This is a genomic window from Maribacter spongiicola (assembly GCF_004364165.1).
Lineage (GTDB): Bacteria > Bacteroidota > Bacteroidia > Flavobacteriales > Flavobacteriaceae > Maribacter > Maribacter spongiicola.
The window spans coordinates 1-14,797 of sequence record NZ_SOAY01000014.1 but is presented as its reverse complement, the minus strand read 5'-3'; the positions used below and the strand labels follow the sequence as shown (position 1 = coordinate 14,797).

General features: G+C 35.0%; 14 protein-coding genes. 6 read left to right on the top strand and 8 right to left on the bottom strand.

Going from position 1 to position 14,797, the window contains the following annotated elements:
- The 4 genes from CLV90_RS16035 to CLV90_RS16020 all read left to right on the top strand — a co-directional run bounded on the left by CLV90_RS16035 (window position 1) and on the right by CLV90_RS16020 (window position 2,242).
- Window positions 1–1,185, top strand: coding sequence for an acetate/propionate family kinase (locus CLV90_RS16035; protein ID WP_133688533.1), 1,185 nt, complete (start codon window positions 1–3; stop codon window positions 1,183–1,185).
- 111 nt (window positions 1,186–1,296) lie between these two features.
- On the top strand, window positions 1,297–1,626 hold the full coding sequence (locus tag CLV90_RS16030) for a YtxH domain-containing protein (protein WP_133688532.1): 330 nt from the start codon (window positions 1,297–1,299) through the stop codon (window positions 1,624–1,626).
- A gap of 5 nt (window positions 1,627–1,631) precedes the next feature.
- Window positions 1,632–1,976: a phage holin family protein gene (locus CLV90_RS16025; RefSeq protein ID WP_133688531.1), complete on the top strand. Its 345-nt coding sequence runs from the start codon at window positions 1,632–1,634 to the stop codon at window positions 1,974–1,976.
- 2 nt (window positions 1,977–1,978) lie between these two features.
- Window positions 1,979–2,242, top strand: a complete 264-nt coding sequence (locus tag CLV90_RS16020; RefSeq protein ID WP_133688530.1) for a DUF6327 family protein — start codon at window positions 1,979–1,981, stop codon at window positions 2,240–2,242.
- A gap of 219 nt (window positions 2,243–2,461) precedes the next feature.
- Here CLV90_RS16020 and CLV90_RS16015 read toward each other — a convergent pair whose 3' ends face one another.
- The 3 genes from CLV90_RS16015 to CLV90_RS16005 all read right to left on the bottom strand — a co-directional run bounded on the left by CLV90_RS16015 (window position 2,462) and on the right by CLV90_RS16005 (window position 7,862).
- Window positions 2,462–4,258 (bottom strand): ribonucleoside-diphosphate reductase subunit alpha, encoded by a 1,797-nt coding sequence (locus tag CLV90_RS16015; RefSeq protein ID WP_133688529.1) that lies wholly within the window; start codon window positions 4,256–4,258, stop codon window positions 2,462–2,464.
- On the bottom strand, window positions 4,259–5,533 hold the full coding sequence (locus tag CLV90_RS16010; RefSeq protein ID WP_133688528.1) for a ribonucleotide-diphosphate reductase subunit beta: 1,275 nt from the start codon (window positions 5,531–5,533) through the stop codon (window positions 4,259–4,261).
- 421 nt (window positions 5,534–5,954) lie between these two features.
- On the bottom strand, window positions 5,955–7,862 hold the full coding sequence (locus tag CLV90_RS16005) for an endo-beta-N-acetylglucosaminidase (RefSeq protein ID WP_166638606.1): 1,908 nt from the start codon (window positions 7,860–7,862) through the stop codon (window positions 5,955–5,957).
- Between the two features lie 131 nt (window positions 7,863–7,993).
- Between CLV90_RS16005 and CLV90_RS16000 the strand changes: the two genes are divergently transcribed.
- On the top strand, window positions 7,994–8,353 hold the full coding sequence (locus tag CLV90_RS16000) for a hypothetical protein (RefSeq protein WP_133688526.1): 360 nt from the start codon (window positions 7,994–7,996) through the stop codon (window positions 8,351–8,353).
- On the opposite strand, the gene CLV90_RS15995 is transcribed toward CLV90_RS16000, so the two are convergent.
- Together CLV90_RS15995 and CLV90_RS15990 are read right to left on the bottom strand one after the other, a co-directional pair.
- A complete protein-coding gene (locus tag CLV90_RS15995) occupies window positions 8,350–9,084 on the bottom strand; it encodes a hypothetical protein (protein WP_133688525.1) in 735 nt (244 codons plus the stop codon). The genes CLV90_RS16000 and CLV90_RS15995 overlap by 4 nt on opposite strands.
- A gap of 12 nt (window positions 9,085–9,096) precedes the next feature.
- Window positions 9,097–10,710: a glutamate synthase-related protein gene (locus CLV90_RS15990; protein WP_133688524.1), complete on the bottom strand. Its 1,614-nt coding sequence runs from the start codon at window positions 10,708–10,710 to the stop codon at window positions 9,097–9,099.
- Window positions 10,711–10,954: 244 nt separating this feature from the next.
- On the opposite strand from CLV90_RS15990, the gene CLV90_RS15985 reads away from it, so the two are divergent.
- Window positions 10,955–11,431, top strand: a complete 477-nt coding sequence (locus CLV90_RS15985) for a nucleoside deaminase (protein WP_133688523.1) — start codon at window positions 10,955–10,957, stop codon at window positions 11,429–11,431.
- A 150-nt stretch (window positions 11,432–11,581) separates the two neighbouring features.
- Here the strand turns inward: CLV90_RS15985 and CLV90_RS15980 are convergent, their stop codons facing one another.
- From CLV90_RS15980 to CLV90_RS15970, 3 genes are all read right to left on the bottom strand, one after another.
- The gene (locus tag CLV90_RS15980) at window positions 11,582–13,402 is read right to left on the bottom strand and encodes an AMP-dependent synthetase/ligase (RefSeq protein WP_133688522.1); all 1,821 of its coding nucleotides are present in this window, start codon (window positions 13,400–13,402) and stop codon (window positions 11,582–11,584) included.
- 75 nt (window positions 13,403–13,477) lie between these two features.
- Entirely contained in the window at window positions 13,478–13,942 is a 465-nt protein-coding gene (locus CLV90_RS15975) for a MaoC family dehydratase (protein ID WP_133688521.1), read from the bottom strand.
- Window positions 13,943–13,946: 4 nt separating this feature from the next.
- Window positions 13,947–14,797 (bottom strand): SDR family NAD(P)-dependent oxidoreductase (locus tag CLV90_RS15970; RefSeq protein ID WP_243835496.1); only part of this gene is annotated, 851 nt, incomplete at its 5' end.

Here is a 14,797-nt window from a genome sequence, read left to right as displayed (position 1 = left end):
ATGAATATTTTAATTATCAATTCCGGTAGCTCATCCATTAAATACCAACTTATAAAAATGCCTTCAAAAAAGGTTATTTGCGTTGGCGCCATAGAGCGTATTGGTAGTACAGATGCCATCTCTAATTATAAAACCGATGCCAATAAGGTTGAAAAAATTTATGAGATAGCTAGCCATAAAGCCGGACTAGAACGAATTACTTCGCTATTGTTAGATGCTGAAATTGGTGTTATCGATAGTACTGAAGATATTGATGCCATTGGTCACCGTGTTGTTCATGGTGGTGCTTATTATACAGAGACTACTCTAATTGATGAAGAAGTTAAAAGTAAGATTAAAAAACTCTCGACTTTAGCTCCATTGCACAACCCTGCAAATTTGCTTGGTATAGTTATGGCCGAAGAAGTATTTACTACTGCCACACAAGTGGTTGTTTTTGATACCGCCTATCATGGTACCGTTCCTGTTAAAGCAAAAAAATATGCTTTACCTAATGAATTATATGAGAACGACGGAATTCAAGCATACGGATTTCATGGTACCAGTCATAAATATGTTTCTGAAATAGCAAATGAGTATCTGCATAAAGAAAACACTAAGCTTATTTCTATTCATTTAGGAAACGGATGCAGTATTACCGCCATTAAAGATGGTAAAAGTATGGACCACAGTATGGGTTTCACGCCTTCAAACGGACTAATAATGGGTACCCGTAGTGGTGATATTGATCATTCTATCATTTATTATATGGTGAATACGTTAGGATATAGCTTAGATGATGTCAACGAATTATTGAACAAAAAAAGTGGTATGCTTGGTCTTACCGGCTTTAATGATTTACGCGATATTGAAGAGGAAGCCAGCAATGGTAATGCAAATTGTATTTTAGCTTTAGAAATGAATGCATACCGAATTCGTAAATATATAGGGGCATATACCGCTACCATGAACGGACTTGATGCTATCATATTTACTGCAGGTATTGGTGAAAATTCTAGCCTGATGCGCCAGCTGGTTTGTAAGGATATGGATTATTTTAATTTTCAATTAGATGATTCAAAAAATGACCTAAGATCAAAAAATGTTAGAGAAGTAAATACCACAGATTCTAAGGTTAAAATTTTAGTCATCCCTACAAATGAAGAATTAGAAATTGCAAAGCAAGTTTATGAGCTACTTCACTAGTTTTCTATTCTAGCTATTATATCATATATGACGTAAATCATATGCCAAGTATTTTTAAGTGTTTAATTTTATCTTGAAATATAAATTTCATAACTACTAAAATTCAATATTATGCAAAACGATAATGGAAACACTTTATTAGCAATATTAACTGGGGCTGCTATTGGTGCCGGAATAGGTATTTTATACGCACCTGATAAAGGAATTGAAACACGTCATAGAATCAAAAGAAAGGTTGAAGATACCAGTCATGAAATAGCTGAAAGAGTTTCTCACGCAAAAGATGAGTTAACTAAATCTGCCAATGCACAGAAAGATGCTTTTGACAGAAAATTAGATGAGGCTATTTCAACGATGAGTTACAAGGCAGATGATATCATTGATAAGTTAGAACAAAAACTAGAAGAATTAAAAGCACAAAACGCTCAACTACATAAATAGCAGCTATGGCTTTTGAAGAATTAAAAAATGACCTCATGGGGCTAAAAACTGAAATGGGGTCATATTTAGAGCATAGCGACGAATATTATAGACTGAAGATATTTAAAGTCCTTTCAAAAAATGCTACCGGTATATTAAAGCTTCTTTTAATAGCTATTAGTAGTCTGTTTGCTTTATTGTTTCTGTCATTCGCAGCCTGTTTGTGGCTATCTGAACTAATGAATAGTTACTTTATTGGTTTTATTATCGTAGCCGGGTTTTATATTCTTTTAGCCATTATGCTCTATATATTTAGAGAACAACTAAACAAACCTGTACTTAAAAAATTATCTAAATATTATTTTGACTGATTATGAGCAAGCAATACCATTCTTTTGAAGAAATAGATGAGCGCTTGAAAGTCCTTAATCTTCAACGCCTAATCGCCCAAGAAAGTATTAAACTGCAGTTTAATAGCACTAAAACAGATTTAGTACCGCAACAACTAAGACAGGGGTTAGGAGCTACTTTTAGCCAAAAAGGGACTATTAAAAGCTTAGTGATCACCTTCCTTTCTAGCAAACTACTCGATTTTATAAAAAGTAAACGTAAATCTAGAAATAGAGACCTTTCTTAAAATTGTTTGCAGCTAAACTATTAGTTTCTTGGTCATAGTTATCTCTCCTTAAGTAATCAATTCAACTGCCTGTTAAAATATTTTTTTATGTCTAGACGTTTCTAAATGTTCGAATAGTAAACCACTTTGGCATAAAAAAATCTGGTGCTTTAAACAAACATTACTTGCTTGCTAAAACACCAGATTAAATTCTTAATACTATTCTAGTCTATTTAAGACTTAAGCTTCACAACTAGCACAATCTTTCTTTTGCTTGAATTTTTGTGCCGCGTTCATACTATGTTGGTAGTACAATGACTTCAAACCTAATTTCCATGCAGTTACGTGAATCTTATTGATTTCTTTAACTGGCATATCTGGGTGAACAATAATATTAACCGACTGACCTTGATCAATATGGTTTTGTCTGTTCGCTGCCTGATAGATAATATCCATCTGGTCAATCTCAGAATATGTTTTAAACACGTCTTTCTCTAAGTCTGAAAGGAAATCTAAATGCTGTACAGAACCGTCAAAATCACGGATGCTATGCCACACTTCTGTTGTATTCATTCCTTTATCCTCTAAAAGTTCTACCAAGAAAGGATTTCTAATCGTAGTCTTCACTTTAGCAATATCCTTAACATACGTATTAGACCATATTGGCTCAATACCTTGAGATACCTGACCTAAAATAAACGCGGAAGATGTTGTTGGTGCAATTGCATTCAACGTTGCATTTCTTCTACCATAGCCTTTTAATACTGCTGGCTCACCGAATTTATCGGCTAATTCTTCTGAAGCACTGTATGACTTTTCTTTTATTGTTTTGAATATTTCACTATTCAAATTATATGCTTCTTGACTGTTAAAAGGCAACATTTTAGATTGTAACAATGAATGCCATCCTAAAACACCTAATCCTAAGGCACGGTTATCTTTTGCGAAGTTGTATGCACGCTCCATAAACATAAAAGTCTGGCGGTCTTCACGACTTTCAGAATCACGGTAAACTTCTAATTTTTCACAGAACTCCGTAATAACAGCATCTAAAAAGAATACCATTGTTTCTACTGCATCGGTATTTTTCCATTTATCATAATGTAGAACGTTTACAGACGATAATACGCATACAAACGACCACTCATCACTTGATGGTAACATGATTTCTGTACAAAGGTTACTTGCATGAATTTTGTGCCCTTTTTCTCTGTACACATCTGCAGCACCATTGTTAGCGTTGTCTTTAAAGAAAATATATGGATACCCCATTTCACCTCTTCTCTGTAATACCTTTGCCCAGATAGAACGCTTTTCATCATCACCATCTACCATTTGTTGCATCCACTCATTGGTTACTGTAACACCATGAGTAAGCTCTTGAATTGGGTTACCTTCGGTACCAATTTCTAAGAATTCTTTAATATCTGCATGCTCTACCGGTAAGTATGGAGAAAAACGACCACGACGAACAGAACCTTGGCTTACTACATCTACCATAGATTCGAAAAGTTGCATAATATGCACCGCTCCTGAAGCTTTACCATTATTTTTAACCTCTGCCCCTCTATGTCTAATGTTACCAAAGTAACCAGATGTACCACCGCCTAATTTAGACATCATACCTACTTCTGACTGCGTGTACAAAATGTTACCCATGTCATCAGATATATTAGATCCAAAGCAGCTAATTGGTAATCCTCTTTCTTTTCCGAAGTTAGACCAAACTGGTGACGCCAATGAGTAAAAACCTTCACTCATGTAACCGTAAAATTTGTCTGAAAAACCAGGCATACCCAATATTTTCTCAGCTCTATCTGCAATTTCACGAATACGTGTTTCTGCTGAAACACCCGGAGTCAAATAACCAGAACCTAAAAAATTACGGCTATCTTGATTTAACCACTCAAACCCTTGCTTTTTGTCCTTTTTTAGGCTTTCAAGGGTTTCCTTTCTAGCTTGTACCAGTTCATTTGAACCATTCAATTTTACTTCTTGTTGTATGCTAGTCTCTAAATTAATTTTTGAATCGTTCATTTAAAATAAGTCGTCACTGGTTATACTTTGTGTTCTTTTGCTGTAATTGATAGAGCGTTTTACGAAGAAATCGCCATGCTTGGTACCGATAATTTCATCATCGAACCATTCTGTTTGCGATAGTAATTCTTCGTCTACGTCGAATATTTTATCGATACCTATACTTTCTATAGAATCGTTAAATCTCTTTTTAATGAATTCCTTTACTAATTTTTTAGGCAAGAAATCAATTTCACCGGCTTCAAAAATCCAATCTATAACATCACTTTCCGATAAAAATGCCTCTTTACACATTTCTTGAACGGTACCATGAAATTCTTTATCGAACCATTTAGGATTTTCATCCTTAATAATATTTATAATATCGATACCGAAATCGCCGTGAATTTGCTCTTCTTTAGAGGTTGCCTCTACAACATTAGAGATACCTTTAAACATATTCTTATGCTTATTGAAAGCCATCATAATCAAGAACTGAGAAAATAAAGATACATGCTCTATAAATAACGAAAACAATAAAACCGACTCGGCATATTCTTGATTATTTTCGCTTTTAGAATTTTTAAGGGCTGTTTCTAAATAATGAACCCTCTTCATGATAACAGGTTTCTTCTTTAAGTTTTTAAACTCTTCGTTTAAACCTAATATTTCTAACAAATGCGAATATGCATCGTGGTGTCTTACTTCACTCTCCGCAAATGTTGCTCCTACTGCACCAATTTCCGGCTTCGGCATTTTGTGATAAATATCTCCCCAAAAACCTTTTACAGCAACCTCGATTTGAGATATTGCCAACATGGTATTCTTAATTGCATTTCTTTCAATATCGGTCAACCCAGTTTTGAAATCTTGAATATCACTTGTAAAGTTAAATTCGGTATGAATCCAATATGAATGTCTTATGGCAGATACATAATCATTTAAAGCTGGGTACTCATATGGTTTAAGATTTATACGCTTTTCAAAGATGTTGGATTTTCTTTTTTGCGCTTGCTCATTTCGATACAGGATATAACCCTTGGCTACATCGAAATAACCACTTTCCATTAATTTATTCTCAACGAAATCTTGAACTTCTTCAACTGTAGGAATATAACTTTCATCTGCCTGCTTTCTTTCTAGCAGTGCTAAATGTACATTATTTGATATTATTTCGGCTTCACCGGGCCCACCATGTTCAACAGCTGTCATAGCCTTTAAAATGGCATTGGTAATCTTGTGTAAATGAAAAGGTTTTGTAGAAAAATCCCTTTTTATGACTTCTGTGATTCTCATGTTAAATTAAGGTTAATGATGTAGTTAATAAGAGTGATGTAAAGGTCGAAAATTAATCACCTTAATTTCACATTATCCTCTTTAAGCTTTTAACAGGGTTATCAACAATTTCATTTTTAAGACAAAATAACTTTTTAAGACTACTATTCAATAACAAACATAACAAACTAACATACAAATACTTACAATAAATTATCTCAAGAAAAAAAGTAAATTTTATTAAAGAAATACTTTACCTAAAACTTTTATAAATTATTTTTTATCAAATATCTCATAGATAAATTTTCAAGATAACATACTATTAACCTTGAGGTATTTTTTAGAATTAAATATGTGTATCTCTAAGTAGTTTTTTATCAATTATATAGCTAAAATGACATCAACCTATGCATTATATTTTTCACTTAAAGAGTAGCTTTAGCTAGTGCGACAAAATCACCTTTTTACGAAGAATTTTACCCTTTGTGCCTCCGAAACTTTCAGATTGAATTTCTAAGTTCATTAAGTTATTTTTTGTAAGAATGTTGGAAATATAAAAATCTTGTGATGGAGTTTTACCTAACCAAATCTTTTCATTTTCTGCATTTAAATAATAAATAGTATGATATACGTTTTCTGGTTTCTCATTAAAATGAATATATAACTCTGCGGTATTTCCCTTAACAAACGACTCCACAGAAAATGATGAAGTAACTGGTATTTTCTCTTTTTTACTACGGATGGATAATTCGCCTAGAAATGCGGTACCTTTTCCTTTCGTGATCACTCCTATTTTAGATACTATGCTGTTTTTTTGTGCAGGAATAATAATAGTATTCGTAAACCATGAACTAGATTTTTTTAAAGGAAATGTCAAGTTTTCTCCGTTGGAAAGTTGGCAATAAATTTCAATATTCATATTTCCCGATGTCTTCATTACCACCTGAAGGTTTAACGCTTTATCTAAACTTAATTCTGTTTTGTATAACGGAATTTCTGAATCTGCAAATCCCTCAAAAGACAAACTACTGCCACCCTCATAACTTTCATTAAAACTGATAGTTGTATTAACTTTAGTGCTGTCTACTTGAAATTGCCAAGTAGGTAATACATCTTGAATACTAAGGTTATGCCACTCTTTTTTAGAAACGGCCTTACCCTTCTCATTATAAAAACGACCTAAGCCATAATTGAAATTCGTTTTAAAAGGTAAGTCGTTAATTACACTACGTGGCTCAAAATAATCTGCAAAACCCTTCCAAGTACTTGAGCCAAATCTTGTTTCAACGGTTGTACCCCCATTCCAGAACTTTTGTTCGTTATTATAAACATCTTCAGGTGTTTTGGTTTGTGATATATCGAACGTCGAATTTGACCAGTACAAGCCTATAGATGTATTGTTTGGTTTTCCTTCTTTATATAAGACATCCCATTTTACGGGAGTTTTAAAACTTTTAGATTGTACGTCGATACCTGCATATAGTTCCCACTCACTTCTGCCCAACTCTTGAGCCGCCTTTTTACTATCTTCTAAATTAACTTCATTATACCTGAAGTTTATAAAGAAAACATCTGACATATTTTTATCCTCTTTTTGAAAATACATGGCATTATGGTTATTCAGCTCATCTTGCCATATTACCCTAGAATCATCAATCATAGCATCATACCACACCAGTTTTAAATTTGATTGTGTTCTATAATAAGATATGAATTGTTGCATCAACTCCCCCATTTCACCTACTAAGTCATACGTCTCTTGATTTATGAACCAACCGTCAAAATTATAAGTATCGGCAACTTCAATAAGTTTATCTGCTACAGGAAAACTGCCATCTTCGTTCTGTACCAAAAATTCGTACACCCATTCTTCTTTGCCACCATATACATTAGGTGGGAAAAATATAGTACCAATACTCTTTACTCCATTCTTATGCGCAGCATCTGTCCAAAAAGCAGTCGGTGGTACAATGATTCCCTCATTTGCTGAACCACCCCATTGCACAAAGTAATCTATGTATTGCCAAAATGGAAAAGCATATTGTTTAACACTAGAAAACCCTTGAGACGGATGAAAGTTAGTCGTATGTGGTGCCATCAAGGCTATGATACCAGGTATTTTCTGAGCGTCATCATTTAAATCAGTTGAATCATTTAAAAAACGACTTGCCAATGCTACCTGACTAATATTGAATTTAGCGTCTTTGTCACTTTCTGGCGACCATTGCAATAGTTCTTCTACAAACCAATAGGAAGAATATGGCTGATTATCACCGTACTGATTTTCTTGTGTATATCCATTTGTCACAAAACCTACAATCACTAGACCAATTAAAACTGCTTTCTTCATATTCATTCTCAATTAAAGTTAAAGATTGCTATTTTCTAATGATTCTACAAAAAGTTTGACACTAACCTTTTATATTAATGTTTAATTCATGCGTTAAATTTTCGATATTTTCGCCATTCATAAAACATTATATGACGGTTGAAGATTTAGTTGGGAAATATGATATTATAGGCAGTAACCAAGATGCAGAATCAAACTCTTACAAGGGTACGTTGATTTTATCTTTGGATGCAAATGATAGAATTGTGGCAAAATGGACTATTAACACAAACCAAGAGCAAACAGGCACCGGATTCTTTAAAAACAATATTATGGTAATCAACTTTAGGTATACTGGTGACGACAAAAATGTATACAAAGGCGTTGTTGTATACCAGTGTATTAACAAAGATGTTTTAGACGGATTTTGGTCAGAAAAACAAGGTAATCCTCTCTATTTAGGAGAAGAACGGTGTTTTAGGGTGAAAGAGAAATCGGAACTGATGAATTAATTTTGATAGGTATTTATAGCCTCTTTAAAAAACTGAAAAACTTCTGACTGCATCACTTTAGATGCTGGTAAAACTGCTCCTTTAAATCCGTCGTTCTTCCATTCGCCTATTGAAAGTGAATCAAATTTAGATGTATCAATTCCATCGTTACTTTTGTATCCACTGATATAAAAATAATGCTCCCTTACTACGTCATCAGGTATTGCCAGCCCAAGACCCACGGTAATAGTATCCGCTAAATTTGCATATGCACCAGAATCGAAATGATGAGGCCAAACTCGAATGCTAGACTCCAAACCAGTTTCTTTGAGTGTTTTTTCTAAACTGGATTGCGCCAAAGTTCTCAACGTTGCCAATCTTTTTAATCTTGGTCTATCTAATTCAAATATAAATGAATCATCAATTGAATATGGTAGCTCGTAATGAAAATCATAGGTATATTTCTTACCCAATATTGTATCTGTAGAACTTGTTAGCCATTTCAACACTTGTTGATGCGTTTTACCTTTTAATAAAAAAGAAGCATTGTTTTTAGGCGAAATCCATTCTAATGAAAATGTAGTATAGTTTAAGGCTAGTATATCTCCATTTGCTGATAATGGGTGCGTTTCTAACTGCTGTTTATCAATTGACCAGCCAAGATTCGTATGACTATCATCTGCTTTTTTTTCTACGAAACTTATTCCTGCTGCAGCTAAATATTGTGATGCTAAATGCATTGTTTTTTCCATCTTTATATTTTTTTAAGCGTTAACACCGCCGTAATTAATTCCTGTTAAACGATGCATATCATGATTAAAAGTAGATAGGTCTTCAAAATTGAATTTAGAAATATCATCATGACCACAAGCCCTAGCAATAACTTTAATAAGGTTATTGGTTGCATCAAAATAGTTGTGTAATTGCTTCGCCGAAGAATCTATAATTAATCTACTACGCAACGATTCTTTTTGAGTTGCAATACCAACCGGACAGTTATTACTGCCGCAAGCACGCATACCCAAACAACCAATTGCCTGTAAGGCGGAGTTAGATACCGCAATAGCATCTGCACCTAACATTAAAGCTTTACCAAAATCTTCAGCAATACGTAAGCCGCCAGTGATGACCAAGGTTACATCTGTTGCTCCAACTTTATCTAAATACTTTCGTGCTCTCGCCAAAGCAGGAATTGTAGGTACGTTAATATTGTCTCTTAATATGGTGGGAGCAGAACCTGTTCCTCCTCCTCTACCATCTAAAATAATGTAATCTACGCCTACATCTAAAGCAAACTGAATGTCTTTTTCTATATGACTTGCTGCAATTTTGAATCCAATCGGAATACCGCCTGTGCGTTCTCTTACTTGAGCAGCGAAATACTTAAAATCATCCACACCGTGAAAATCCGGAAAGGTTGCTGGTGAAATTGCCGTTTCGCCTTCTTTTAATCCTCTTACTTCTGCTATTTCCTTACTTACTTTAGCACCTGGTAAATGTCCCCCAGTTCCTGTTTTGGCTCCTTGTCCGCCTTTAAAATGGAAGGCTTGTACTTTGTCTAATTTATCCCAAGAAAATCCGAATTTAGCCGAAGCTAATTCATAAAAATACTTGCTGTTATTTTCTTGCTCATGTGGTAACATACCGCCTTCACCGGAACAGATACCCGCACCTGCCAGTTCAGCACCTTTAGACAACGCAATTTTTGCTTCGCGTGATAAAGCACCAAAACTCATATCACTCACAAACAACGGAATATCTAAATGTAAAGGCTTCTTTGCGTTAGGACCAATGACAACTTTTGTTGCCACTTCATCTTCATCAAGTAAAGGTCTGCTTGCTAATTGAGCAGGTAAAAACTGAATATCACTCCACTTAGGCAAGGTATTTCTATCTACGCCCATTGAAGCCGAAGTACCATGGTGACCTAGATTTTTTAATCCGTTTGTTGCCAATTCTTTTATATAACCCGTGTATGGTTCTGTTTCTTCAGGGTGGGTATCGGCATATGCCCCTAAATAAGCATCTCTATTAAAAGGTTGCGGACTATCTACTAAATAGGCATCAATCTCCGCTTCATCAACGAAAAGACTTCCGTCTTCTATTTTAGTAGTAAACTTATGTAACACCTCTGCGTTATTATATTCTGAAACTCCGGTATCTACCCGATAATCCCAACCATGAACTCCACAAATAAGATTATGACCATCTACATGACCGTCTGACATTAATGCTCCTCGATGTAAACAACGACCGTAGAGTACAGAAATATCGTTATCAAATTTCACAATAACCAAATCCAAACCATTAACTAAGGCATGTTCAGGTGTTTTGTTTTCTAAAGTGTCTACTTGGGCAATCGCAATTGGTTTTTTCATGGGAGATTGGTTTATGATTATTTATGTAAAAAACATTATTCTGTACGACTACAAAAACATGAAGCTATGTCGTAAATAAATGAAATGACTTAATTATCAAATATTTGTCGTGAATAGTAATGATTTCTTTCAAGCTACCAAGAATTATGAGAAAATCAAAATAAGATGATTTATACAAAACAGTCTAAATGCCTTCAAAAACCGTAATTTTGCATCCCAATTATTTAAAAAATAAAAAGAATATATGAAGAATGATCACGAGTTTTTTATGAGAAGAGCTATTGAAATGGCTGCAAAAGGAATGAACTCAAATGCAGGCGGTCCATTTGGTGCCGTAGTAGTAAAAGATGGAGAAATTATTGCCGAAGGCCATAATAAAGTAACCTCAACCAATGACCCTACTGCTCATGCAGAAATGGTAGTTATTAGAGATGCCTGTAAAAAACTGAATGATTTTCAGCTTACTGACTGCATAATCTACACCTCCTGTGAGCCTTGCCCTATGTGCTTTGGTGCAATTTATTGGGCAAGACCAAAAGCGGTGTACTACGGCTGTGATAAAGCCGATGCAAAGGCGATTGATTTTGATGACCAGTTTATTTATGATGAATTAGAAGTTGGCATGCAAGACAGACAAATTCACTTTAAACAAATGCTACAAGAAGAAGCTGTTGAAGTTTTTAATAACTGGGCTTCTAAGCATGATAAAACGAAATATTAGTCCATCCATATCGTATAGATTACCTATTTAAAAAAAAAGAGAGAAAAACATGCATTGTTTTTCTCTCTTTTTTTGCTTCTAGTTACATGTTAACCAAAAGGTATTAACCATAAACTTTATTTCAACAATTAGAACAAAATTATTAGCAACCTATTCTGAATAAATTTCAGCTATTTCTTTTTGAAACTTTTCTCTAATAACTCTACGCTTTAATTTTAGTGTAGGGGTTAATTCTGCAACTGAACCATTTTCATGAATTGGTAGCCACGGAGTCGAAATAAGCTTAAACTTCTTAATTTGCTCCACGTGACTAAACTCCGGATTATATTTGTCAATTATTTTTTGATACTTTCTTATTACTTTCTCATGTTGAATAATTTCTTCTAAACTGGTCCAAGAAATATCCTTTTTACCGCAATAGTTTCTAAGTGCCTCTTCAGCAGGGACTATTAATGCCGACACGAATTTTTGCTTATCTCCAATTACCATCATTTGCTCTACCAAGAACTCTTCTCGTAATCTATTTTCTATAGGTGCCGGAGCTACATATTTACCACCAGAAGTTTTTAGCAGTTCTTTTTTTCTATCCGTAATCTTTAAATATTCACGGCCTGTAGGTCCTTTTACCAACTTACCGATATCGCCCGTTCGAAACCATCGTTTATTGTCTATTTCACAAAAAACCTCTGCATTAACTTCAGGTTTCTTATAGTAGCCTAACATTACATTTGGTCCATGAGCTAAAATTTCACCTTCACCCTCTTGGTAATCTCCACTTTCTGCATCAATTAATATTTGAACCCCGTCTATAATTGGTCCTGCTGTACCTAACATTACCCCATCAGTTTCCATAGTATTTACGGTCAACGTTGGCGATGTTTCGGTTAGTCCGTAGCCTTCACGAATCGGGATTCCCGCTGCGCAGAAAACACGCATAATCTTTACAGGACAAGGAGCTGCACCAGTAACAATTGCATTTATATTACCACCCATCGCCTCTCGCCATTTGCTAAAAATTAGCTTGTCGGCAATTTTCCACTTAATCTTTTTTACCAAAGATAATTTTTGATTTGGTTCCCACTCATCAGTTAATGCCAATGCCCAGAAAAACAGTTTTTTCTTGGTTCCCTCAAGCGATAGTCCTTTATTATAAATAGCTTCATATATTTTTTCAAGCAATCTTGGTACTGTGGCAAAAGTGACTGGTTTTACAAATGCCAAATCCCCTTCTGGTCCACTTAAATTATCGGTTCCCGCAAAAAATACATTTGTGCTTTTTAAAATATAGACGAACAGAACGGCTCTTTCAAAAATATGACAGATCGGTAAAAAACTTAATACCTGATCTCCTGTTTTTGCCGCCATATGGGGCTCTGTTTCCCTTACCACATGCATGATGTTATTATGTGTCAGCATTACCCCTTTTGGGTACCCTGTGGTGCCAGAAGTATAAATAATAGTAGCTAAATCTTGCCCTTCTATACCTTTTTTTATTTCCGTAATTCTATCGGTGTGTTTTGAATCGAAAATAGTTTTCCAAAATGTACCTTTTGAATGTTCATCAAAAGTAAAAATATGCTTTAGGCCATTTACCTTATTTTGGGTTTCTGTCAATTTATCAAACAAATCGCCAGTACCACAAAACGCTGCTTTTACTTCTGCCTCATTTAATATATACTCATACTCACCTACGCTAATAGTTGGGTATAAAGGAACGCTCACCATACCTGCAATCTGTATAGCAAAATCCATGATTACAAACTCAGGTCTGTTTTTATACACTACAATACCGACCTTATCACCTGGCTGTAAACCTAAACTTAGCAAACCGGAAGCGGCTTGCTCGGCTGCTTCAACGACCGCCTGCGAACTATATGATTGCCAAATTCCTTTTAAATCTCGACCACTTAACGATTTCTCAAGTGGATGATTTTCTAGTTGATGGTACAGAAGATCGAACAGTCTAGTCATTGTTTGTTATTTTGTTTAAGTTAATCATTTAATAATTACAAAAGGCATCTCTTGAAAAACCCATTATAAAAAGTGTTATTCGAACATTAGGCTCAAAAACTCAGCAACACATGCCGGTTTTTCTGAGCCTTCTATTTCTATTGTACAGTTCCATGTCACCTTTAACCCAGTGTCGCCATAATTTTTGATATTTGAAATACTTCCTACTAATCGAAGTCGGCTATCTACTAATACTGGACTAGGAAAACGGACTTTATTCAAGCCATAGTTTACACCCATTTGTGCCGATTTTACATGAATAGAGCCTTCTAACATTTTGGAAAGAAGTGATACTGACATAAAACCATGAGCTACTGGTTTTTTGAAGGGTGAGTGTTTTTTTGCTTTTTCAACGTCTATATGAATCCATTGAAAATCTCCCGTGGCTTTAGCGAAATCATTGATCATTTCTTGGGTAACGGTCATCCAATCGCCATCTGGAAGCTGTTTGCCTTCTAACTTTTTAAATTCTTCAAAATTTTCGATTTCCAACTTTGTCATATTGTTATCTTGAAGTTCCGCCATCGATTGTTAAACAAATACCCGAAACAAAGCGCGCTTCGTCTGATGCCAAATACAAATAACCATAGGCAATATCAATAGGCTGCGCTACTGTTTTTAATGGGATGCTAGCTTCAATAGCTGCGAAATGCTCTTTCGGAATCTTATCTACCATATTAGTCATCGTAAAACCTGGTGCAATAGCATTAGCTGTTATACCGTATTTACCAAGTTCCATAGTCCATGTTTTTGCCATCGCAATAACGCCTGCCTTAGTAGCTGCATAATTTGTTTGTCCAAAATTACCTCGTAAGCCTACATTTGAAGCGGCACTAACAATTCTTCCATATTTATTTGCTCTCATATATACTGCTGCCGCTTGTGTACATAAAAAGACTCCTTTCAGGTTCACCTCAACAACGGAGTCAAATTCTGCTTCGCTCATTTTTTCAAGCGTCCTATCTCTTGTAATTCCCGCATTATTTATTAAAATATCTAGCTTACGATGTTTCTGATTTATCGATGCGAACAAGGTTTCTATCGCAGATTTGTCGGTTACGGAAACGGAATGAAATTCTGCCTTTCCTCCATTCGCATTAATTCCGTTGGCAACATCTTGACCTTCTGGTAAAAGATCTACTATAATTACAGTTGCGCCTTCTTTAGCAAATAATTCGGATATAGCTTGACCAATTCCTCTCGATCCACCAGTTATTACTGCTACTTTATTTTCTAATCTCATTTTGTTTTTAGTTTTAGATGTTGGTTGTTGGTTGTTGGTTGTTGGTTGTTGGTTGTTGGTTGTTGGTTGTTGGTTGTTGGTTGTTGGTTGTTGGTTGTTGGTTGTTGGTTGTT